Annotated in this window: 17 protein-coding genes; 6 read left to right on the top strand and 11 right to left on the bottom strand. The window is 73.2% G+C overall.

Going from position 1 to position 20,428, the window contains the following annotated elements; genetic code table 11:
* The first annotated feature begins 5 nt into the window (after window positions 1-5).
* Complete coding sequence (gene pssA / locus ACZ3ZD_RS10755) at window positions 6-824, top strand: CDP-diacylglycerol--serine O-phosphatidyltransferase (RefSeq protein ID WP_467395799.1); 819 nt, start codon at window positions 6-8, stop codon at window positions 822-824.
* Between the two features lie 100 nt (window positions 825-924).
* On the opposite strand, the gene ACZ3ZD_RS10750 is transcribed toward pssA, so the two are convergent.
* Window positions 925-2,061 (bottom strand): glycerate kinase, encoded by a 1,137-nt coding sequence (locus ACZ3ZD_RS10750; protein ID WP_467395423.1) that lies wholly within the window; start codon window positions 2,059-2,061, stop codon window positions 925-927.
* Window positions 2,062-2,225: 164 nt separating this feature from the next.
* Here ACZ3ZD_RS10750 and ACZ3ZD_RS10745 point away from each other — a divergent pair, with 164 nt between their 5' ends.
* Genes ACZ3ZD_RS10745 through ACZ3ZD_RS10735 form a run of 3 tightly spaced genes read left to right on the top strand, consistent with a single transcriptional unit; the run spans window position 2,226 to window position 4,601 of the window.
* On the top strand, window positions 2,226-3,299 hold the full coding sequence (locus tag ACZ3ZD_RS10745; protein WP_467395422.1) for an ADP-ribosylglycohydrolase family protein: 1,074 nt from the start codon (window positions 2,226-2,228) through the stop codon (window positions 3,297-3,299).
* A gap of 29 nt (window positions 3,300-3,328) precedes the next feature.
* On the top strand, window positions 3,329-3,823 hold the full coding sequence (locus ACZ3ZD_RS10740) for an NUDIX domain-containing protein (RefSeq protein WP_467395421.1): 495 nt from the start codon (window positions 3,329-3,331) through the stop codon (window positions 3,821-3,823).
* A gap of 40 nt (window positions 3,824-3,863) precedes the next feature.
* Window positions 3,864-4,601 carry an SIR2 family NAD-dependent protein deacylase gene (locus ACZ3ZD_RS10735; protein ID WP_467395420.1) on the top strand — a complete coding sequence of 246 codons (738 nt, stop codon included), beginning with the start codon at window positions 3,864-3,866 and terminating at the stop codon, window positions 4,599-4,601.
* Between the two features lie 15 nt (window positions 4,602-4,616).
* Here ACZ3ZD_RS10735 and ACZ3ZD_RS10730 read toward each other — a convergent pair whose 3' ends face one another.
* From ACZ3ZD_RS10730 to ACZ3ZD_RS10690, 9 genes are all read right to left on the bottom strand, one after another.
* On the bottom strand, window positions 4,617-5,099 hold the full coding sequence (locus ACZ3ZD_RS10730; RefSeq protein WP_467395419.1) for a methylated-DNA--[protein]-cysteine S-methyltransferase: 483 nt from the start codon (window positions 5,097-5,099) through the stop codon (window positions 4,617-4,619).
* Between the two features lie 23 nt (window positions 5,100-5,122).
* Window positions 5,123-6,589 (bottom strand): DNA-3-methyladenine glycosylase 2 family protein, encoded by a 1,467-nt coding sequence (locus ACZ3ZD_RS10725; RefSeq protein ID WP_467395797.1) that lies wholly within the window; start codon window positions 6,587-6,589, stop codon window positions 5,123-5,125.
* Window positions 6,590-6,672: 83 nt separating this feature from the next.
* Complete coding sequence (locus ACZ3ZD_RS10720) at window positions 6,673-7,515, bottom strand: methylenetetrahydrofolate reductase (protein WP_467395418.1); 843 nt, start codon at window positions 7,513-7,515, stop codon at window positions 6,673-6,675.
* A gap of 284 nt (window positions 7,516-7,799) precedes the next feature.
* Window positions 7,800-8,243 (bottom strand): DUF7144 family membrane protein, encoded by a 444-nt coding sequence (locus ACZ3ZD_RS10715; RefSeq protein WP_467395417.1) that lies wholly within the window; start codon window positions 8,241-8,243, stop codon window positions 7,800-7,802.
* Window positions 8,244-8,670: 427 nt separating this feature from the next.
* Window positions 8,671-9,180: an O-acetyl-ADP-ribose deacetylase gene (locus ACZ3ZD_RS10710; RefSeq protein ID WP_467395416.1), complete on the bottom strand. Its 510-nt coding sequence runs from the start codon at window positions 9,178-9,180 to the stop codon at window positions 8,671-8,673.
* Window positions 9,177-10,598 carry a phytoene desaturase family protein gene (locus tag ACZ3ZD_RS10705; RefSeq protein ID WP_467395415.1) on the bottom strand — a complete coding sequence of 474 codons (1,422 nt, stop codon included), beginning with the start codon at window positions 10,596-10,598 and terminating at the stop codon, window positions 9,177-9,179. The genes ACZ3ZD_RS10710 and ACZ3ZD_RS10705 overlap by 4 nt, the downstream gene beginning before the upstream one ends.
* 88 nt (window positions 10,599-10,686) lie before the next feature.
* A complete protein-coding gene (locus ACZ3ZD_RS10700) occupies window positions 10,687-11,532 on the bottom strand; it encodes an inositol monophosphatase family protein (RefSeq protein WP_467395414.1) in 846 nt (281 codons plus the stop codon).
* 106 nt (window positions 11,533-11,638) lie between these two features.
* On the bottom strand, window positions 11,639-13,942 hold the full coding sequence (locus tag ACZ3ZD_RS10695) for an AfsR/SARP family transcriptional regulator (RefSeq protein ID WP_467395413.1): 2,304 nt from the start codon (window positions 13,940-13,942) through the stop codon (window positions 11,639-11,641).
* A 358-nt stretch (window positions 13,943-14,300) separates the two neighbouring features.
* The gene (locus ACZ3ZD_RS10690; RefSeq protein WP_467395412.1) at window positions 14,301-15,749 is read right to left on the bottom strand and encodes a flavin monoamine oxidase family protein; all 1,449 of its coding nucleotides are present in this window, start codon (window positions 15,747-15,749) and stop codon (window positions 14,301-14,303) included.
* Window positions 15,750-16,113: 364 nt separating this feature from the next.
* On the opposite strand from ACZ3ZD_RS10690, the gene ACZ3ZD_RS10685 reads away from it, so the two are divergent.
* On the top strand, window positions 16,114-17,292 hold the full coding sequence (locus tag ACZ3ZD_RS10685; RefSeq protein WP_467395411.1) for an acyl-CoA dehydrogenase family protein: 1,179 nt from the start codon (window positions 16,114-16,116) through the stop codon (window positions 17,290-17,292).
* Between the two features lie 53 nt (window positions 17,293-17,345).
* Window positions 17,346-18,227 carry an NAD(P)-dependent oxidoreductase gene (locus ACZ3ZD_RS10680; RefSeq protein WP_467395410.1) on the top strand — a complete coding sequence of 294 codons (882 nt, stop codon included), beginning with the start codon at window positions 17,346-17,348 and terminating at the stop codon, window positions 18,225-18,227.
* Between the two features lie 503 nt (window positions 18,228-18,730).
* Here the strand turns inward: ACZ3ZD_RS10680 and ACZ3ZD_RS10675 are convergent.
* The gene (locus tag ACZ3ZD_RS10675) at window positions 18,731-20,335 is read right to left on the bottom strand and encodes an aspartate aminotransferase family protein (protein WP_467395409.1); all 1,605 of its coding nucleotides are present in this window, start codon (window positions 20,333-20,335) and stop codon (window positions 18,731-18,733) included.
* Between the last annotated feature and the right edge of the window lie 93 nt (window positions 20,336-20,428).

Genomic DNA, 20,428 nt, shown 5'->3' with positions numbered 1-20,428 from the left:
GCTGGGTGCCCGAGGCCGACGAGACGGACGACGAGGAGGAGATGCCCCTCTCGCTGCGCCTGTCGATAGCGGACACCCTCACCCTGGGCAACGCGACGTGCGGCTTCATGGCGGTGTACTTCACCACCACCGGCATCCTGATCCCGCACCTGACCGGCAGCCAGGAGTCCGGCATGGCCCGCCACAGCGCGGCCACGGCGGTCATCCTGATGCTCTGCGCGGCGGTCTTCGACCTGTTCGACGGCCTGGTGGCGCGCAAGCTGCGCTCGTCGCCGATGGGCGCGGAGCTGGACAACCTGTCGGACCTGATCAGCTTCGGCCTCGCGCCCGCGTACTTCGTGCTCGTCTACGGCATGGTCGCCGACGACGCGCACCAGCGGGTGGCGGCGGTCGGGGCGATCGTGGTGCTGCTGGCCGTGGTCCTCAGACTGGCCCGGTTCAGCTGCGTGACGCTGAAGGACGGCATGTTCCAGGGCATGCCCTCGCCGTTCGGCGCGCTGACCGTCGTCTCGATCGTGCTGCTGGAGCTGCCGTTCGTGGCGACGCTGCTGGCGATCCTGGGCACGGCGTGGCTGATGGTGAGCCGGGTGGAGTACCCGAAGCCGCGGGGGCGGCTGGCCGGCGCGGTGCTCGGCTGGATCGTGCTGTCCATGGGGCTGCTGGCGGCCTGGGCCTTCGACGCGCCCAGCGGTCAGCTGCTGCTCCAGACGGGGTGCGCGCTGCAGCTCGTCATGGGCGCGGTGATCCCGCTGTTCGCGACGGCCCGCCGGGTGAACAACTTCCGCGGCAACCGTCGTGAGGCCCGGGCGGCGCAGCTGCCGTAGCGGTGCTTGTCCGAGGGGCCCCGGATCCGGTGTCGGATCCGGGGCCCCTCGGCATGTCCGGCCCTGGGACTCAGCTCGGTGGGACTCAGCTCAGTGGGACTCAGCTCAGGTGGTCCTCGGCGATGCGGGCGGCGAGGCGTTCGAGGATCGGGCCCGCGTCCGCGATGCAGCGGGCGACGTCCGGCTCGACCGAGGTCAGGGGGTAGGCCTCGGAGATGCCGGCCCGCCGCAGCGCCTCCGCCGGCAGGGTGAGCCGGCCGCAGACGGCCACGACCTCCTTGCCCGCGGCCCGCGCCGCCGCGGCCACCCCCGCCGGCGCCTTGCCGTGCAGTGTCTGCTCGTCCAGCGAGCCCTCCCCGGTGATGACCAGGGACGCCCGCTCCAGGGCGGGGGCGAAGCCCAGCACGTCGAGCATGACCTCGATACCGGGCCGGAACCGCGCGCCGAGGAGCAGCGCGCCGTAGCCGATGCCACCCGCGGCGCCCGCCCCCGGCGACGCCGCGTACCCGGCGGCCCGCGGGCCCGCCTCGGCCTCCAGCACCTTCGCGAAGTGGGCCAGCGCCGCGTCCAGGGCCGCCACGTCGTCCGGGGAGGCACCCTTCTGCGGGCCGTACACCGCGGGCGCGCCCTTCGGCCCGGTCAGCGGATTGTCGACATCGCTGGCCAGTACCAGGTCCACCGAGGACAGCCGGGGGTCGAGATCGGAGAGGTCGGCGCGGGCGAGGCCGGCGAGTCCGCCGCCGCCCGGGGGCACCGGCTCCCCCGCCTCGGTCAGGAACCGCGCGCCCAGCGCGGACAGCATGCCCGCGCCGCCGTCCGTGGTGGCGCTGCCGCCGACGCCGAACACGATGGTCCGCGCGCCCGCGTCCAGCGCGGCGCGCAGCAGCTCCCCGGAGCCGTACGTGGAGGCGGTCAGCGGCGCGAAGACGCCGGCCGGGAGCCGCTGCAGCCCGCTCGCCTCGGCCATCTCCACCACCGCGGTGCCCTCGCGCAGCGCGAACGCGGCGGTGACCTCCTGGCCGAGCGGGCCGGCGACCCGTACCTCCCGGCGTTCGAACCCGGCCGCGACCGCCGCGTCCACCGTCCCGTCACCGCCGTCGGCCACGGGCAGTGCCTCGACGTCGAGATCCGGCACGACCCCGCGCAGCCCGGCCGTCACCCGCTCGGCGACCTGTACGGCCGTCAGCGAGCCCTTGAACTTGTCCGCGGCGATGAGCACCCGACGGGTCCCGTTCACTGCAGCGTCCGCCACCTTGTCTTCCCCTTGCTCTCCGGGCCCCGCGCACGGCGGGGCCAGTCGCGCCGGTGTGACCATAACCGCAGGACACCCCTGGCGTCATGCCCCGCCCGAACCCTGGGAAGCCGCTGGGAGCCGCCTGGCAGAACGGGTACACCCCTGTCATGAGCACCGAGCGCCCCGGAGGGGACCTCGCCGACCGTGTGCACGGCGGCTGGCTCGGCCGGATCGCGGGCAACATGCTCGGCAAGCCGGTGGAGCAGGGCGAGGTGTGGACCTGCGACCGTATCGACCGCTATCTGCGCCGGGCCGCGGCCCTGCCGCTGACCGACTACCTGCCCGAGCCCGCCGACCCCGCCGAGGCCGCCGTGATGCGCCCGGAGTGGCGCAGCTGCGTGCGCGGCCGGATCCACGGCAGCTGCCGGGACGACGACGTCGACTACGCGATCCTCGGCCTGCACCTGCTGGAGACCCACGGCTTCGGCTTCAGCACCGAGCAGGTCGGCGACCTGTGGCTGCTCAGACTGCCGTACCTGCAGACGTTCACGGCGGAGCGGGCCGCGTACCGCAACCTCGCGAACGGGCTGAAGCCACCGCTGACGGCGACGTACGACAACCCGTACCAGGAGTGGATCGGGGCGCTGATCCGCGCCGACGTCTACGGCTGGACCTGCCCCGGCGATCCCGTCCGGGCGGCCGGCCTGGCCCGCCGGGACGCGGTGCTCTCGCACACCGGCAACGGCGTCTACGGCGCCATGTGGGCCGCCGCGCTGATCTCGGCGGCCTTCACCGCCCCCACGGTGCGGGACGCGCTGGACACCGCGCTGATGGTGGTCCCGGCGGGCAGCCGGCTGGCCCGGACGGTACGGCGGGTCGCCTCGCTGCACGAGACACGGCTGCCCTGGGAGGTGACGCTGGCCACGGTCGCCGAGGAGACCGCCGGACTCGGCTGGATCCACACGGTGCCGAACGCCGGTGTGCTCACCGCCGGACTGCTCTACGGCGACGGCGACTTCACCCGGACCATCGCGCTGACCGTGCGCGGCGGCCTGGACACCGACTCCAACGGGGCGACGGCCGGTTCGGTGGCCGGCGTCCTGACCGGGGCGGACGCGATCCCGGCGCGCTGGCGGGACCCGCTGGAGGACACGGTACGCAGCGCGGTGTTCGGCTTCGACGGCGTACGGATCAGCGCGCTGGCCGAACGCACCCTGCGCCTGGCGACGAGCGGGGCATAGCGGCCGGGTGGCTGGTTACCCTTCCCCCCATGACGACCACGCCTGACTTCGCCGCGTACATCGCGAGCCTGCCCCGTGTCCTCGCGGGTGCCGCCGCGCTCTTCCGGGACGCCGAGGGGCGGGTACTGCTCGTCGAGCCGAACTACCGGGAGGGGTGGGCGCTTCCGGGCGGGACCGTCGAGTCCGACACCGGGGAGACCCCGCGCCAGGGCGCCCGCCGGGAGACGCTGGAGGAGATCGGCCTCGACCGTGCTCTGGGCCGGCTGCTGGCGGTGGACTGGGTGCACGGCGCGGACCGGCCGCCGCTGGTGGCGTACCTGTACGACGGCGGTGTCCTCACCGAGACCGACCTGAAGGCGATCCGCCTGCAGGAGGAGGAGCTGCTGTCCTGGCGCCTGGTCGCGCGCGAGGAGCTGACCGCCCACCTGCCCGGCGCGCTGGGCCTGCGGGTACTGGCAGCGCTGGACGTCCTCGCGGCCGGTTCGGGCACGGCGGAGCTGGAGAACGGCCACCGGGTGGCGTGATCTTGGCCGTACGGGGACGCGAGCACCTACCCTCGAAGGCATGGCCAAGCCTCTTGTCGCCCTGCTGAGCGGGGCCGGTATCTCGACCGACTCCGGGATCGCGGACTACCGCGGGCCGAACGGGCTGTGGCGGCGGGATCCGGAGGCCGAGAAGCTCGTGACGTACGCGTACTACATGGCGGACCCGGACATCCGGCGCCGGTCCTGGCAGATGCGGCGCCGCAACCGCACCCTCGCGGCCGAGCCGAACGCGGCGCACCGGGCCGTCGCCGAACTGGAGCGCTCGGGCGTCCCGGTCCGGGTCATCACCCAGAACGTGGACGGGCTGCACCAGCTCGCCGGGATGCCCGCGCGCAAGGTGCTCGAACTCCACGGCAGCGCCCGCAGTGTGGTCTGCACGCGGTGCCACGCCCGCGGCCCGATGGCGGACGCCCTGGCCCGGGTGGAGGCCGGCGAGGAGGACCCGCCGTGCCTGGAGTGCGGCGGCATCCTGAAGTCGGCGACGGTGATGTTCGGCGAGCGGCTGGATCCGGTGGTCCTCGGCGAGGCCCTGGCCATCACCAAGGCCTGCCAGGTGTTCGTCGCCGTGGGCAGCAGTCTCCAGGTGCAGCCCGCCGCCGGCCTCGTCGGTGTCGCCGCCGACCACGGTGCCCGGGTGGTCATCGTCAACGCCGAGCCGACGCCGTACGACGAGATCGCCGACGAGGTCGTGCGCGAGCCCATCGGCACCGCGTTGCCTCTGCTTCTGGGCCGGCTGGGCGCGGAGGCCGCCGGGTAGCGGGCCGGGGACCGGTCAGAACAGGCCCGCGCCGCGTTCGAAGTCCAGCAGGCGGCGCTTGCGCTCCAGGCCGCCGCCGTAGCCGGTGAGGCCACCGCTCGCGCCGACGACGCGGTGGCAGGGCACGATGATGCCGATCGGGTTCTTGCCGTTGGCGAGGCCGACCGCGCGGGACGCCTGCGGATTGCCGAGGGCGTCGGCGAGTTGGCCGTAGGAGCGGGTCTCGCCGTACGGGATACGGGTCAGCTGGTCCCAGACGCGGCGCTGGAACGGGGTCCCGTTCAGGCGCAGTTCGACGGTGAACTGCTTCAACTCGCCCGCGAAGTAGGCCGCGAGCTGCTCCGTGGCCTCGGCGAACGGGGAGTCGTCGGGCGTGCCGAAGGTCTCCTCCGGCGGACGGTGGCGCTGTTCGGTCATGTAGAGACCGCACAGGACGCCGTCGTCGGCGACGAGGGTGAGGGGGCCGTAGGGGCTGTCGATGACGGTGTGCTGCTTCATGGTGGAGATCCTTACCAAAACCGTTACGCGGGGAGGAAGTTGATCGGGTGGTCGCCGGTCGCCCACAGGTACTGCACCGCGTACGCCCGCCAGGGCCGCCAGCCGGCCGCTCGGGCGGTCAGCGCGGCCGGGGAGGACGGCAGGCCCAGTTCCTGCGCGGCGCGCCGGATGCCGAGGTCGGTGGGGAGGAAGGCGTCGGGGTCGCCCAGGGCGCGCATGGCGATGACGTCCGCCGTCCACGGCCCGAAGCCGGGCAGGGCGAGCAGCCGGGCCCGCGCCTCGGCCCAGTCGGCGCCCACTCCCAAATGCAGCTCTCCGTCCGCGAGTTGGCGGACGAGGGTGGTGAGGGTGGTGCGCCGGGTGCGGGGCATCGCCAGGGTCTCGGGGTCGACGGAGGCCAGCGCCTGGGGGTCGGGGAAGAGGTGGGTGAGGCCGCCTTCGGGGTCGTCCAGGGGTTTGCCGTGCGCGGTGACCAGGCGGGCCGCGTGGGTGCGGGCGGCGGCCGTGGACACCTGCTGCCCGAGCACGGCCCGCACCGCGAACTCGGCCTCGTCCACCGTGCGCGGCACCCGGCGTCCGGGGGCCCGGTCGACCAGCGGGGCGAGCAGTGGATCGGCGCGCAGCCGCTCGTCGACGGCGACCGGGTCGGCGTCCAGGTCGAGCAGGCGGCGGCAGCGGCTGATGGCCACGGTCAGGTCGCGCAGGTCGCTCACGGTGAGGCGGCAGGCGATGTGGTCGGGGCGGGGGGCGAGGGCGGCGATCCCGTGGCCGTACGGCAGGCGGAGCGTGCGGCGGTAGGCGCCGTCGCGCCACTCCTCGACCCCGGGTACGGCGGTGGCGGCGAGGTGGCCGAAGAGGTTGGACGGGTGCAGCGGGGCGCGGAACGGCAGCCGCAGGGTGAGCACGCCGGGGGTGCCCGGGCCGCTCCTCGGGGCGCGGGCGCGCAGCTCGCTCGGGGAGAGGGCGTAGACCTCGCGGACGGTGTCGTTGAAGGCGCGGATCGAGGAGAAGCCGGCCGCGAACGCGATCTCCGCCATGGGCAGCGAGCTGGTCTCGACCAGCAGCCGCGCGGTCTGGGCGCGCTGGGCCCGGGCGAGCGCGAGCGGGCCGGCGCCCAGCTCGGCGAGCAGCTGGCGCTCCACCTGCCGGGTGCTGTAGCCGAGGCGGGCGGCGAGGCCGGGTACGCCCTCGCGGTCCACGACCCCGTCGGCGATCAGCCGCATGGCCCGGGCCACCAGGTCGGCGCGCCGGTTCCACTCCGGGGAGCCGGGGCTGGTGTCGGGGCGGCAGCGCTTGCAGGCCCGGAACCCGGCCTGCTGGCAGGCGGCGGCGCTCGGGTGGAACGTCATGTTCTCCGGCTTGGGCGGCACGGCCGGGCAGCTCGGCCGGCAGTAGATCCCGGTGGTCAGGACGGCCGTGTAGAACCATCCGTCGAACCGCGCGTCCTTGGAGCGCACGGCGCGCACGCAGTGCTCCCGGTCGAGGTGCATTCCTGTCCGCATGCCTCCAGCATCGGCGATCGCGCGGCCCGAGGCTGGCGGAAATCCGACACGTACCTGGGCCTGGCCTGGGGTCAGGCGAGGTGCGGTTGCCGGAACCGGGTAATCCACTCGGCGGTGGCCCGCAGTCCGCCGAAGGTGTAGAAGTGCACCTTCACCACGCCGTGCCGGCCGGGGTCGTGGCGCTCGGCCAGCGTGTGCAGGAACCGGTCCGGGCCGGCCGTGCCCACCAGGTTGGTCAGCGACAGGCCGTACTTGCGGGCGACGGAGGCGCTGGTGGCGACGCCGAACCGGGTGGCGTAGCCGAGCAGCCGGCGCACTCCGGCCGGGCCGGGGACGCCGATGCGGACGGGCAGGTGCACGCCCCGCGCGCGCAGGGCTTCCAGCCAGCCGAGGACCGGGTCGACGTCGAAGCCGAACTGGGTGATGACGTCCCCGGTGAACCGGTCGGCGCCGATGGCCGCCGCCTTCTCGGTGAGCGCCGACCACAGGGTCCGGTCGGCTATGCCGGGGTGGCCCTCGGGGTAGCCGGTGATGCCGACGTGCCGGACGCCGTGGCCGCGGAGCAGTCCGGTGCGCAGGACGGCGAGGGCGTCCGGGTAGGGGCCCTCGGGGCGGCCGGGGTCGCCGCCGACGACGAACACGTTCCCGGCGGTGCCGTCGGCCGCGAGCCCGGCGAGGAACTCCTCCAGGGCGCCCCGGGAGGGCAGGCGGCGCGCGGAGATGTGCGGTACGGGGACGAAACCGAGCCGTTTGACCGCGCGGGCGGCCGCCAGCCGGGTCGCGGTGTCCTCGCCGGCCAGGAACGTGATGTTGATCCGGGTGCCCGGCGGGATGCTCTCCCGCGCCTCCTCCAGACCGGGCACGTCCTTGCCGGTCATCTCCAGGGAGAAGTCGTCCAGCAGGGCAGGGTTCATGGGTGCGTCTCGTGCTTCTCGGCTCTTGGTACGCCTCACCGTGCGTACGACTGCGGTCCCGGACCCGCCGATGATGCCACGCGGTCCCGTGGGGGCGGCGGGCAGGGGCGCGGCCCCGGGGACCGGACCCCGGTGCCGGGCCGGGACCGGCCGGCGACCCGGGGCCGGCCGCGCCGAGGAGCGTGCGGTGCCGGTGACGCGGGCCACCCCGCCGGGTTGTTCCCGACGGGGTGGCACGTGCTCGGCAGGACGCTGCGGGAGCCGGGCGGAGGGCGCCGTACGCCTCAGTCCACCGCTTCCCGGCGGGTCGCCAGGGCCCAGAGCAGGAAGACGTCGATCGCCATGATGACGAACGACCAGATGGGCTGGTACGGCAGGAAGAGGAACTGCGCGATCAGGCTGAGCGCGACGATGAGGAGACCGGCGAGGCGGGCCCAGGCCATGTCCAGGAGCAGGCCGATGCCGGTCAGCAGGACGAGGGCGCCGAGGACGATGTGGATCACGCCCCAGCCGGTGAGACTCATCTTGTAGACGTAGGCGCCGAGGCGGAAGTAGACGTCGTCGTGGGCGACCGCGGCGATGCCCTGGAGGACGGCGAGGACGCCGTTGCACAGCATTAGGACGCCGGCGAACGTGACACCACCGGTCGCCCAGCCACCGCCCCGCGCCCCCGGCTGCCGCGAGCCACCCCGGAAGGCCGGTCCGCTGGGCTGCGCTGCCTGGCTCATGAGCATGTCCTTTCTGCCGCCCCGTTTCATCCACCGCCCCGGCGCTCACAGGAAGCACGGGAGCACTCCGAGCGTGGTCGACACAGCGGCCGGACGCACCGGGTACTACGCCGTTCGGGTGATTCGGGGCGGGGCGCGCGGGTGGGGCGCGCGGCGGACGGTTTGACGGCCGGGGCACGCGTGGCGGGTCTGGCGGGGGCGCGGGGCACGCGTCAGCCGGCCTGGCGGGGACGCAGGGCACGCATGAGCCGGCCTGGCGGGGACGCAGGGCACGCATGAGCCGGCCTGGCGGGGACGCAGGGCATGCATGAGCCGGTCTGGCGGGGGCGTAGGGCACGCATGAGACGGTCTGGCGGGGGCGCAGGGCACGCGTCAGCCGGTCCACCGGACGAACGGGGGTGCGCCAGTCGGCTCGGCGGGGGTGAGGTCAGGTGACCTGGTGGGCGAATGCCTCGTACGCCGGGTCGTCGAAGAGGACGAAGCGGATCTCCTCGACGGCCGTCGGAGTGGCGCGGGCTGTCTCGATCGCGATGCGGGCCGCGTCCTGGAGCGGCCAGCGGTAGGCACCGGTGGAGATGGCCGGGAAGGCGATCGTGCGGGCGCCGAGTTCGTCGGCGACGCGGAGGGACTCGCGGTAGCAGGAGGCGAGGAGGGGCGAGCGGTCCTCGTCCGGGCTGTGGACCGGGCCTACCGTGTGGATCACCCAGCGGGCGTCCAGTTCGCCCGCCGTGGTGGCGACCGCCTGGCCGGTGGGGAGGCCCTTGGCGTAGCGGGAGGCGCGTAGGGCGCGGCACTCCGCGAGGATGGCGGGGCCGCCGCGCCGGTGGATCGCGCCGTCCACGCCTCCCCCGCCGAGCAGGGAGGAGTTGGCCGCGTTGACGAGGGCGTCGACGTGCTGCCGGGTGATGTCGCCCCGGACGAGCGTGAGGGTGGTCATGTCGTCTGCCTCAGTCTCCGCCAGACGGCCTTGGCCGCGTTGTGGCCGGACATGCCGTGCACGCCGGGCCCGGGCGGGGTGGCCGAGGAGCAGATGAAGACGGCCGGGTGGGGCGTGTGGTACGGGAAGAGGGACAGCCGGGGGCGCAGCAGCAGCTGCAGTCCGGAGGCCGCGCCGCAGGCGATGTCACCGCCGACGTAGTTGGCGTTGCGGGCGACCACCTCGGCGGGCCCGGCGGTGGCGCGGGCGAGCACGCGGTCGCGGAAGCCGGGGGCGAAGCGCTCCAGCTGGCGTTCTATGGCGTCGGTGAGGTCCCCTGACCAGCCGTTGGGCACATGGCCGTACGTCCAGAAGACCTGCTTGCCCTCGGGGGCGCGGGTGGGGTCGACCACGCTGGGCTGCACGGTGATCATGAACGGTCTGTCGGGGGCGCGGCCCTCCCGGGACGCGTCGCGCAGGGCGGTGCCGATCTCGGCCCGGCTCGCGCCGATCTGCACGGTGCCGGCGCTGCGGGCCTCGGGCGCGGTCCACGGCACGGGTCCGTCCAGCGCGTAGTCGATCTTGAAGACGCCGGGGCCGTAGCGGTAGTGCGCGTACGTGTCGCCGAAGCCGGCGATGCGGGCGAGCGCGGTGGGCGAGGTGTCGAAGACGTACGCGCGCGCGGGCGGCAGGTCGTCCAGCCGCTTGACCTCGTAGTCGGTGTGCACCGCGCCGCCGAGGTCGGTCAGATAGGCGGCGAGGGCGTCGGAGATGGCCTGGGAGCCGCCGCGGGGCACCGGCCAGCCGCGGGCGTGCGCGGACAGGGCGAAGACCAGCCCGACGGCGCTGGTGGCCAGGCCGCCCAGCGGTGCCATCACATGGGCGACCAGGCCGGCGAACAGGGTCTTGAACCGCTCGTCCCTGAAGCGGCGCATCAGCCAGGTCGACGGCGGCAGGCCGACCAGGCCGAAACGGGCCAGGGTGACGGGGTCGCGCGGCAGCGCGGTGAGCGGCAGGGACATGAAGTCGCGGACGAGGGTGTCCCAGTTGGCGAGGAGCGGCTCGACCAGCCTGCGGTACGGCCCCGCGTCGCGTGGTCCGAAGGAGGCGGCGGTCTCGGCCACCGAGCGGGACAGCACGGCCGCGCTGCCGTCCGGGAACGGGTGGGCCATGGGCAGCGGGGCGTGCAGCCACTCCAGGCCGTACCGGTCGAGGGGCATGGCGCGGAACGCCGGGGAGTTGACGCCGAGGGGGTGGGCGGCCGAGCACGGGTCGTGCCGGAAGCCGGGGAGGGTCAGTTCCTCGGTGCGGGCACCGCCGCCCACCGTGGACTTCGCCTCGAACAGGGCCACGGAGAAGCCGCGGCGCGCCAGCTCCACGGCAGCGGTCAGTCCGTTCGGTCCCGCACCCACCACGACCGCATCGAGCATCGACGGCACCTTCGGACCCCTTCGTCAGCCGATGGCCATTCTGGATCAGGATATGCCGGGGGACCGACACTCCCCCGGCCCGGGTGGCCCCGGAGGGTCAGCGCGCGCCGCGCAGCAGGCCGGCCACCCGGCGGGCGGTCGCGGCGTCCCGGGCGGCGGTGAACGGCAGCGCGTTGCCGCCGGTGACGCGGAACGGTTCGCCGCTCAGGGTGAGGTGCGCGCCGCCCGCCTCCTCGACCAGGAGCAGACCGGCCGCGTGGTCCCAGGCGGCCTCCCAGGAGAACGCCACGGCGTCCAGCTCGCCCCGGGCGACGGCGAGGTACTCCAGGCCGGCGGAGCCGCACGCGCGGGGGGCGAGGCCGTCGGTCCACAGCACGCGCAGCGCGCGCTTCTGCTCGTCGGTGGTGTAGTCCGGGTGGGAGGTGGCGACGACGAGGTCCCGGCCGGGCTCGGGCGCCCCCGCGGACAGCCGCTGCCCGTCCAGGAAGGCGCCGTGGCCGCGGACGGCGGTGGCGAACTGGTCGCGCGCCGCCGCGTAGGTCCACGACGCCCGTACGACGCCGCGCTGGACGAGCGCCACCAGGGTGCAGAAGCCGTCGTCGCCGTGTACGAACTGGCGGGTGCCGTCGACCGGGTCCACGATCCAGACCGGGGCGTCGCCCTGGAGCGCCTCGTACACCCCCGGGTCGGCGTGGACCGCTTCCTCGCCGACCACGGCGGAGCCGGGCAGCAGGGCGCCGAGGTCCTCGGTGAGCCGCAGCTCGGCGAGGCGGTCGGCGTCGGTCACCAGGTCGTGCGGGCCGTTCTTCTGGTCCACCTCGTGCGCGGCGAGGCGGCGGAAGCGGGGCAGGATCTCGGCCGCGGCGGCCTTGCGGACCGCCTGCTCCACGTCGGCCGAGCAGCGGGCGAGAAACTCCTCGATGGTTTCCGTCTCTTCGATCATGTCCCCCATCAGAACACGGCCCACTGACAGTCCCCGCCGCCGGCCGGTGCACACGGGGTGGATCCGGGATGAAGAGCCGGGGCCGCCGCGGGCCCCCGCGCCGGGCTCACTGGACGGGCAGGCAGGCCTCGTCCGAGCAGGTGAGCTCGTCCTCGGACGGCTCGTCGAGCAGCACCGTCGTGGCGGAGCGCCGGTCCGAGGACCAGTCGGCGTGCCGCAGGAGTTCCGGGTCGGCGCCCGCGACGACGGTGAGCGGGATGCTGCCGGGGAGCCGGGCGATGAGGCCGACGAGCTCCCTGGTCGCCGTGTCCCCGAGGTGCAGGTCGTGGACGATCAGGACGATCGGGCCGTCGTGGGCGACGGCCTCCAGGAAGTACCGCCAGACCTCCTGCCACTCGTCGGCGCCGAGCCGCTCGGGCGAGCGGTTAGACGTCTCCAGGACCGAGGTGCAGCGGGCGACGAGCCAGTTGATGCAGCTCTTGCCCGCGTCCAGGCGCTGGACGGTCGCGCTGACCTTGCGGCGGACCGCCCACGGGGGATCGGACTTCGACAGCCCCGAGAACCTGGAAATGATCTTGCGGTGCAGACCGAAGGGGCCGGCGTCGACGGCGTCCTGCCGCTGCCAGGTCAGCACCTGCGCCCTGTCCAGTTCCCCGCCGGCGAACTCCTCCAGCTTGCCGAGCATCCGGCGGCGGGGGGCTTCCTCGGTGCTCAGCACGGTGATCAGGTGTGGCTGCGACCACCGGCTGCTGTGGGCCATCACTCCCTCCAGCAGGTCGAGTTCGCGGTGGTGGGCGTCGTCGTCCGCGTCGGGATCGGGTTCCACGGCGCCGAGCAGCCTCCAGCGGACGGGCGTGCCGGGGATCTCCTCGTACGCGAAGTGCTCCCTCGTCTCCTCGCGCGTGCGGTCGCAGACCAGGGTCCCGTCCGAGGCCGACAGGGCCAGCAGCGCCTCGCACTCCTTCACCGTGGCGCCGTAGACCCTGGGCGGCCGGCTGCCGCCGAGGGACTGGCTGACCAGCACGGCGCCCGTGGCGACGGCCGTGCGCAGCTCCGTGCGGGCGGTCGCGGGGGCGCCCGCCGCCGACGCGGAGGCGGTCAGCGCGGTGCGCAGGGCGGTGGCGGCGCGGGCCGCGCGCAGCGGGTACTCGGTGTCGTCGGCGTCCTCCGCCGGGAACAGGGCGAGAGTGAGCGTGTGCAGCGAGAACACGACCGTGCCGCCGCAGAGTTCGATCTCCTGGTGGATCAGGGTGCCCACCCCGTCCATCAGGGCGTCGAGTTCGCCGGCGTCGGCCGCGGCGGGGTCGGGTTCGGCCCGCACCAGCAGGAGGCTGGCCTCGCGGCGGACCGCGGAGGCGGCGGCGGGCGTACCGGTGCCCGTCGGCGGCAGGTCCCGTACGGGGGCGTGCGCCGCGGTGCCGTTCCTCGGCGCCGCGCCGACGGCCGACAGTGCCTTGGGGGCCGGCGCGGGGGCGGGGAGGACGGCCCGCAGCGCCGGGCGGCGGGGGCTCGGCCCGGAGCCCTGGACGGGCACCCGGGAGGAGGCCGGGGGCCTGCCGTCGGCCGCGGCGCCGGCGCCCGGGGAGCCGGGCGGCGCCTGAGCGAGGGCCAGGGTCGGGACCGGGGCGGACAGGACACCCGCCGGGTCCGGCTCGTGCGGACGGGGGGCCGGGTTCCGGCGGTTGGGCCGGGTCGGGGCGGGGTCCGGGCTGTCGGGGACGGGGCGCGGGCCGAAGGTCTTCGGCGCCGTCTGCGCCGGGCCGTGCGACAGGGCCGCCGTGCCCTGCACGGAGTAGGGCGCGGCGGGGGCCGGCGCGAGCTGGAGGACGGGGTCGTGGGTGAGGATCGCCTGCTGGAGCTGCTGGAGTTCACGGCTGGGTTCGAGACCGAGCTCCTCGACGAGCTGGGCGCGCAGCCGGCTGAACACGCCCAGCGCGTCCGACTGGCGTCCGCAGCGGTACAGGGCGCGCATGAGCTGGCCGCAGGCGCGTTCGCGCAGCGGCTCGTCCTCCACGAGCGACTCCAGTTCGCCGAGTACGGCGTAGTGGCGTCCGCAGGCGAGCTGGGCCTCGAAGAGGTCCTCCAGGACGTCCAGCCGCATGTTCTGGAGCGTGGTCAGCTCGGGCCACAGGACGCCCACTTCGGTCAGGTCCGCGAGGGCCGGGCCGCGCCACAGCTGGAGGGCGTCGCTCAACAGCGTGGCGGCGTCGTCGGGTTGCCCCGCCTCCAGCCGGGCGCGGCCCTCGCGCACCCACCGGTGGAAGAGGTGCAGATCCACGCGGTCGAGGGCGACGTCCAGCGAGTAGCCCGGGGGCTGGGTGCGCAGTGCCACGGGCACCTCCGCCGAGCCGTCCCCGAGTTTGCGGCGCAGGCTCCAGACGGAGTTCTGCAGGATCTTACGGGCGGTCATCGGAGCTTCTTCGACGCTCCACAGGGCCTTCAGCAACTTGCTGATCGGGACCGTCTGATTGGGGTGGAGGAGGAGGTATCCGAGCGTCGCCCGCTGTTTGCTGCCCCCCAGCGAGATGGGTTGTCCCCCGGATATGACTTCTAACGGACCCAACATCCTGAACCACATAGTTCCTCAGCATGGTCGATGGCCGGCGCAGGGCTCACCCCCCCATACGCCGGGAACACAACCAATGCTACTAAAAAATTGAGCCAATACCACAACGATCTGTGATCGTCGGCACGTCGAACTCGTGGTGAAGTGCAGCCGGTTGCCGCTCCCCGTCCCCCGGGGAGCGGGCGGTCCGGTCCGTGCGGGATCAGCTCCTCGCGGCGGCGGTGGTCAGGCCGGCCGCGAGGCCACCGGCGCGGATGCCGGTCTCGATGGCGCCGTCGACATAGCCGCCCCAGCCGGTCGCGATGTCACTGCCCGCGAAGACCAGCCGGCCGTACGGCTGCCGGACGGTGCGCAGCGAGCCGAGCAGCTGTCCGGGGCGCTTGAAGGTCCAACCGCCCTTGGAGTACGCGTCCTTGCCCCAGTCCTGGCCCTTGACGGACAGCACCTTGGTGCCCGGGAGCACCTCGCTGACGGCGCTCTGCACCTGCGACACGCTGGTGACGTCCAGGTTGGGGCTGACGCTGAAGCCGATGAGCACCGTGCCCTGGGACGACTTGTCGGCGTGCGCGAGGACCAGGTCGAGCAGCGCGCCGCTCTTGCCGTTGACGAGCGGGCGGCCGATGTCGCCCTGGACCTGGATGAAGACCTTCTTGGCGGTCGGCACGCCGACGGTCTGGGTGCTCAGCCGGGAGAACTCGGCCGGCAGACCGGAGCTGAAGGTGATGGAGTTCCAGGTGTTCACCGGTACGGCCACCACCACGGCCGCGGCGTCGTACACCGTTCCGCCCGCCGTGACCTGGACCCGCGAACCGTTGTCGTTGACCTTGGTGACGGGGGCGTTGTAGACGACGGTGGCGCCGCTCTCGGCCAGCATCCGGGTGATGACGGCCTTCATCCCGCCCACCGGGCGGGTGACGTTGATGCCGTGGAACGTCTCGGTGTTGTAGCCGCACAGCGCCCACCAGTGGGCGAGCTGCGTGAGCGAGCCCCGCTCGAAGCCGCCGCCGTACGCGCCGGTGGTGGCGCTCACCCAGTTCATCTCCAGCGTCGACAACCGCAGCTGGCGCGCCCGGTCGCCGAGGGTCAGCTTGTCGAGGTCGACCAGCAGGTCCTCGCGGTAGAAGGGGTCGTAGGCGCGCGGCAGGTAGGTCTCGGCGCCCTCGACGAACTTGCGCAGCAGGGCGTCCTGTTGGTCGAGGAAGGTCAGGTCCTGCTTGGCGTAGCCGCCGGACTCCGTGGCGAACACCGCGAAGTCGGGGTTCGGGTCGTCCACGGTGGCGATGCCCAGGCGCTGGACCTCGCCCCAGATCAGGGTCTGGCTGGGGTGGATCCAGGTCGCGCCGAACTCGATCGGCAGTCCCGAGAACGTGCTCGACCAGGCCCGGCCGCCGACGCGGTCGCGGGCTTCGAGGATCAGCGTGCGCTTGCCCTTGGCCTTGAGTTCCCGGGCCGCCGAGACCCCGGCGAAACCGCCGCCGATGACGATGGCGTCATAGCTGCGGCCGGCCTCGGTCACCGTCTCGGCGGCGGAGGCGGTGGGGGCCGTCGCGACACCGACGGCGCCCAGCGCCCCTGCGGCGGCGCCGGCCTTGAGTATCGAGCGCCGCGTGGTGCGCGCGTCCCCGAAGAACGACTCTTTCCTGTGCTTCATTCCAGTCCCCTTGTACACAACGTAGCTCCGTTGTCCAGGAATCAAGCGCTGCTGTGGTCACCTGAACGAACAATCACCCTAGTTGCAGTTGACCGAAATCCATCCACCGTTTCCCATTGACTGATAATCGTCCGTCTCCGCGGGTTTAAAGAGGCCCGCAGATCGGCGGATTACCGTCCGGTGGACGACCGGTGCCGGCACCTGACCGGATGTCTGGTTAGCTTGGCCGGGACGGGACGGTTACTCGTCGGTGGCCGGGGGATGGTCCGGTCTCACTTAGTTTGTTCGGGCCCCGAAACGGAAAACGGCGTCGGCAGATCCGCGCCATTCCTTTCACCCCCGCCGAACCCACCAAGGAGCCGGGATGGCCGTCAGGTCGACTGAAGCGGAAAACATTCTCAAGGCGGTCCGGGAAATCGTCCCGACGCTGCGGGCCAACGGCCTGGCGTCCGAGGACCAGCGCTGGATAGTCCAGGAGAACATCGACCTCCTGGAGAAGGCCGGCGTCTTCCGCATCGCCGTGCCGAAGCGCTTCGGCGGCCTGGACCTCTCGCTGAAGGAACAGGTCGAGATCATCACCGAGATCTCCCGCGGCTGCGGCTCGACCGGCTGGGTGGCCGTCGCGTGGATCTCCAGCGCCTGGATGGCGACGCTGTACCCGCTGCAGGCCCAGGAGGAGATCTTCAAGGACGGCTCGGTGCGCATCTCCGGCGGCTTCACGCCGACCGCGAAGATGGTCCCGGCCGAGGGCGGTTACGTCCTCAACGGTGCCTGGCGCTTCAACTCCGGAGTGCGCGGCGCCCACTGGGACCTGCTCGCGGCCGAGCTGGAGCACCCCGACGGCACCGTCGAGGAGGTGTACGCCATGGTCCCGGTGGAGCAGCTGACGATCGCCGACGACTGGCACGTCTCGGCCGCCGTCGCCACCGGCAGCTCGACGTCGAGCGCGACGGACCTCTTCGTCCCCGCCCACCGGGTCGTCACGCTGGAGGACGCCGTGATGGGCACCAGCGGCGGCAGCGCCGTCACCGGCTCCCAGGGGCGCGACTACAGCCTGATCAGCTTCGTCGTCGCCGAGTCCGTCGCCGTCTACATCGGCATGGCCCGCGCCGCGTACGAGGAACTCGTCGCCACGGTCAAGGGCAAGCCGCTCGCGTACAGCAACGTCACCGACCAGGCGCAGCACCCGGTGACCCAGATCCAGGTCGCGCTGGCGCACAGCAAGATCGAGGCCGCCGAGGCGCTCGCCGAGACCTACCTCGGCTTCCTCCAGGAGCGCGCCGACGCCGGCGAGCAGCCGAGCTGGGAGGAGAAGGCACAGGTGCGCGGCAAGGCCGGTGCCGCGATCCTGCTCACCCAGGAGGCCCTGGAGGCACTCCACTCCGTCAGCGGTGCCGGCTCGCTCTCCCGGAAGGCGCCGTTCCAGCGCTTCTACCGGGACCTTCAGGGCCTGTCCCGGCACGGTCTGATGGCCCCCAACATGGGGCTCGAGGTGTATGGCCGCACGCTGCTCGGCCTCGACCCCGACAGCCTCTTCCTGTAGTACGCCGCCTTTCGGTGGCGTCTTGATATCGAGTAGAACTGAGGAGCAAGTACATGTCGAACACGAACCAGGGCCCGGTGACCGTCCTCGGACTGGGAATGATGGGTGCGGCCCTGGCCACCGCCTTCGTGAAGAACGGCAACGCCACCACCGTGTGGAACCGTTCGGCCGACAAGGCGGACGCGCTCGTCGAGCAGGGCGCGGTCTTCGCCGCCGACATCCGGAAGGCGATCGAGGCCAGCCCGGTCGTCGTGGCGTGCGTCTCCACGTACGAGGTGCTGAACGACCTGCTCACCGGTGCCGCCGACGAGCTCAAGGGCAAGGTGGTCATCAACCTCACCTCGGGTACGCCCGAGGACGCCCGCGCCCTCGCCGTCTGGGCCGAGCAGAACGGGGTGCGCTACCTGGACGGGGCCATCATGGCCGTCCCGCAGATGATCGGCCTGCCCCAGGCCCTGATCTTCTACGCGGGCGCCCAGGAGGTGTTCGCCGAGCACGAGGAGCTGCTGAAGCCGCTCGCCGGCAACAACGTGTACCTGGGCGCGGACACGGGCGTGGCGATGATCTACGACCTCGGTCTGCTGTCGCTGCTGTGGTCGAGCCTCGCGGGTTACTTCCACGCCGTGTCCCTCGTCAACTCGGCCGGCGTCTCGGCGGAGGCGTTCACGCCGTTCGCCCTGACCTGGATCGAGCACGTCATCACCCCGTCGATCCCGCAGAGCGCCCAGGAGATCGACTCGGCGAGCTTCGAGACCGAGGTCTCCAGCCTCGGTGTCAACAAGGCCGCGATCGAGCACCTGGTCGCCACGAGCAAGCAGCTGGGCATCAACAGCGACTTCTCGGCGTCCATCCAGGCGCTGATCGAGCGCCGCGTCGCGCAGGGCCACGCCGACCACAGCCTGGCGAGCCTGGTCGAGGCCTTCAAGCAGGGCTGACCCGGCGCCCCGGCCGGGATGCCGGGTGCACGCTGAGTGAGGAGGAAACCCGCTGGGCGGGACGCGGCCGGCCGCCGGGTCCCGCCCGGCGGCGTACCGGGCGGGCTCTCCTGCCGGGCCGCGCCAGGGCCCGCACCGGGCTCCGTACGACGGCGTACCGGACGAAGGCCGTGACAGTCCCGTGCGACGGCGTACCGGACGAAGCCCGTGCCGGGTGCCGTACGACGGCGTACCGGACGAAGCCCGTGCCGGGTGCCGTACGACGGCGTACCGGACGAGGGCGCGGGTCCGGGATGCTGCGAAGGCGTACCGGACCGAGCTCGTGCCGGCCGTACGAAGGTGCGCCGGGCGAGGCTCGTGCCGGGCTCCCTGCCAAGACCTGCCGGACGAGGCTCGGTGCCGGGCTCCCGCCCGGCCGGGGCGCGCAGGCGCAGGGTGGACGAAGGCCGGTGCCCGGGGCGGTGGTTCCGTCCCGGGCACCGGCCTTCGGCGGTCTGCGTGCGTCAGCCGGCGGGCAGCGCCAGGGGGCGCTGATAGCCGCCCCGGATGATGTCGCAGGTGTCGCGCAGGGCCGTCTCCAGCCAGGTGATGTCGGTGTCCGACAGCAGGATGGACGGCTCGAAGCGCAGGGTGCCGGGGGCGCTCGCGGTGGGGAACGTACGGACCCGGTGGCCGCGCAGCAGGTGTCCCGCGACGAGGTAGCCGAACAGGCCGGCCCGGGCCGCCTCGGCGATCGCGGGGACCGGTGCGTCCGACTGGTCGTGGAACTCCAGGCCGAGGATCAGGCCACGGCCGCGGACGTCCTTGACGACGTCGGGGAAGTCCGCGCGTACGGAGCCCAGCATGGCCAGCAGCCGCTCCCCCAGGCCCGCGGCCGTGCGGTACGCGGCGCCGTCGTCGGCCTCCAGCAGCTCCAGGACCTTCAGGGCGATGCGGTTGGAGAAGCCGTCCTTGGCGAACGTCGAGCTGTGGACCAGTTCGAACTCGCCGTGGTAGCGCGAGGCGCGCACCAGCAGCACCGAGATCTTGGCGAGGCCGCCGCCGAGGCTCTTGGCGAGGGTGTAGTAGTCGCCGCGCAGCCCCAGGCGTGTACTGGCCAGGAAGTCGCCCGTGCGGCCCATGCCGCTCTGGATCTCGTCCACGACGACCGGTGCGCCGATCTCCGCGCAGACCTCCTGGATCTCCCGGGCGAACTCCGGCGACAGCTCGCGGATGCCGCCCTCGCCCTGGATCGGTTCCAGGACGAACGCGCAGACGACGGGCGTCTCGTGCTCCGTCAGCCGGATCCGGCCGTCCTCCAGGGCCAGCCCGAACAGGGTGCCGCGTTCCTCGTCGACGATCTTGCGCAGGGCGCCCGGCTGGTCGAGCGGGACGAACCGGGCCTGCGCGGCGAGCGCCCGGAACGGGGCCCGGTAGCCCTCGTTGTGGGTGAGCTGGACGGTGCCGACCAGCTTCCCGTGGAAGGAGCCCTCCGGGGTGAGGAAGACCGGGGGGCGCCCGGCCTGGGCCTCGTTGTGGGCGCCGAGGCGGTCGGTCAGTTCGGCCAGCGCGGCGGGGCCCGGGAGGTCCGCGTCCACGCCGAAGCGGGCGAGGATCCCGGGGGGCACGGTCGCCGAGCCGTCCCGTACCGCTTCGCGTACCGCGTCGAGGCCGCTGCCCACGGCTTCCAGGAGCGCGCCGAGCCGGACGCCCCGGTCCAGCTCGGCGTGTTTGAGCGCGGCCTCGTTGGCCTCGGCGCCGGTGTTGGCGAAGACGGCGAAGAACGGCTCGTCGTCGCCGGTCTCGCGGCGGATGATCCGGTTCAGGGCGAGGGCCAGTTCGGCGGCCTCCGGGTGCAGGGAGAACTGCGAGTGCACCGGAACGCCGCTGTCCAGCAGCTCCTTCGCGTACGCGGTGATGGCGGGGTGGTTGTGGCCCAGCAGGAGGGAGCCGTATCCGCCCGCGTAGTCCACGACGGCGACCTCGCGGCCGTCCTCGCCCCGCTGGTAGAGGAGATTGCCCTCCGCCCTGACGTATTCGGCGTCCAGGCCTGCGGAGGCCAGCACGGTCCCCAGATGGGGTTCTGCCAACTGCGGTGGTCCGGCGGGGGCATGCGCAACATCGGTCATGTGGCCAACATGACCGAATGCGCGGCAGTGTGCGGTAACGGCGCGGTCATCGGGCATTGCGGGCGGGGCCGTAGACCGTCGATTACCTGGCGA

This window comes from Streptomyces sp. NPDC023481, assembly GCF_055560195.1.
Note: the sequence above shows the minus strand (reverse complement) of the source record. Positions and strands in the feature narration are given on the sequence as shown.

Bases quoted from the DNA above. Each gene is read 5' to 3' on its own strand.
- ACZ3ZD_RS10735 (WP_467395420.1), top strand. From the start codon at position 3,864: ATGGCCAAGCCTCTTGTCGCCCTGCTGAGCGGGGCCGGTATCTCGACC.
- ACZ3ZD_RS10715 (WP_467395417.1), bottom strand. From the start codon at position 8,243: ATGAGCCAGGCAGCGCAGCCCAGCGGACCGGCCTTCCGGGGTGGCTCG.
- ACZ3ZD_RS10710 (WP_467395416.1), bottom strand. From the start codon at position 9,180: ATGACCACCCTCACGCTCGTCCGGGGCGACATCACCCGGCAGCACGTC.
- ACZ3ZD_RS10675 (WP_467395409.1), bottom strand. From the start codon at position 20,335: ATGACCGATGTTGCGCATGCCCCCGCCGGACCACCGCAGTTGGCAGAA.
- ACZ3ZD_RS10685 (WP_467395411.1), top strand. From the start codon at position 16,114: ATGGCCGTCAGGTCGACTGAAGCGGAAAACATTCTCAAGGCGGTCCGG.
- ACZ3ZD_RS10680 (WP_467395410.1), top strand. From the start codon at position 17,346: ATGTCGAACACGAACCAGGGCCCGGTGACCGTCCTCGGACTGGGAATG.
- ACZ3ZD_RS10690 (WP_467395412.1), bottom strand. From the start codon at position 15,749: ATGAAGCACAGGAAAGAGTCGTTCTTCGGGGACGCGCGCACCACGCGG.
- ACZ3ZD_RS10695 (WP_467395413.1), bottom strand. From the start codon at position 13,942: ATGACCGCCCGTAAGATCCTGCAGAACTCCGTCTGGAGCCTGCGCCGC.
- ACZ3ZD_RS10730 (WP_467395419.1), bottom strand. From the start codon at position 5,099: ATGAAGCAGCACACCGTCATCGACAGCCCCTACGGCCCCCTCACCCTC.
- ACZ3ZD_RS10745 (WP_467395422.1), top strand. From the start codon at position 2,226: ATGAGCACCGAGCGCCCCGGAGGGGACCTCGCCGACCGTGTGCACGGC.
- ACZ3ZD_RS10725 (WP_467395797.1), bottom strand. From the start codon at position 6,589: ATGCACCTCGACCGGGAGCACTGCGTGCGCGCCGTGCGCTCCAAGGAC.
- ACZ3ZD_RS10700 (WP_467395414.1), bottom strand. From the start codon at position 11,532: ATGATCGAAGAGACGGAAACCATCGAGGAGTTTCTCGCCCGCTGCTCG.
- ACZ3ZD_RS10740 (WP_467395421.1), top strand. From the start codon at position 3,329: ATGACGACCACGCCTGACTTCGCCGCGTACATCGCGAGCCTGCCCCGT.
- ACZ3ZD_RS10720 (WP_467395418.1), bottom strand. From the start codon at position 7,515: ATGAACCCTGCCCTGCTGGACGACTTCTCCCTGGAGATGACCGGCAAG.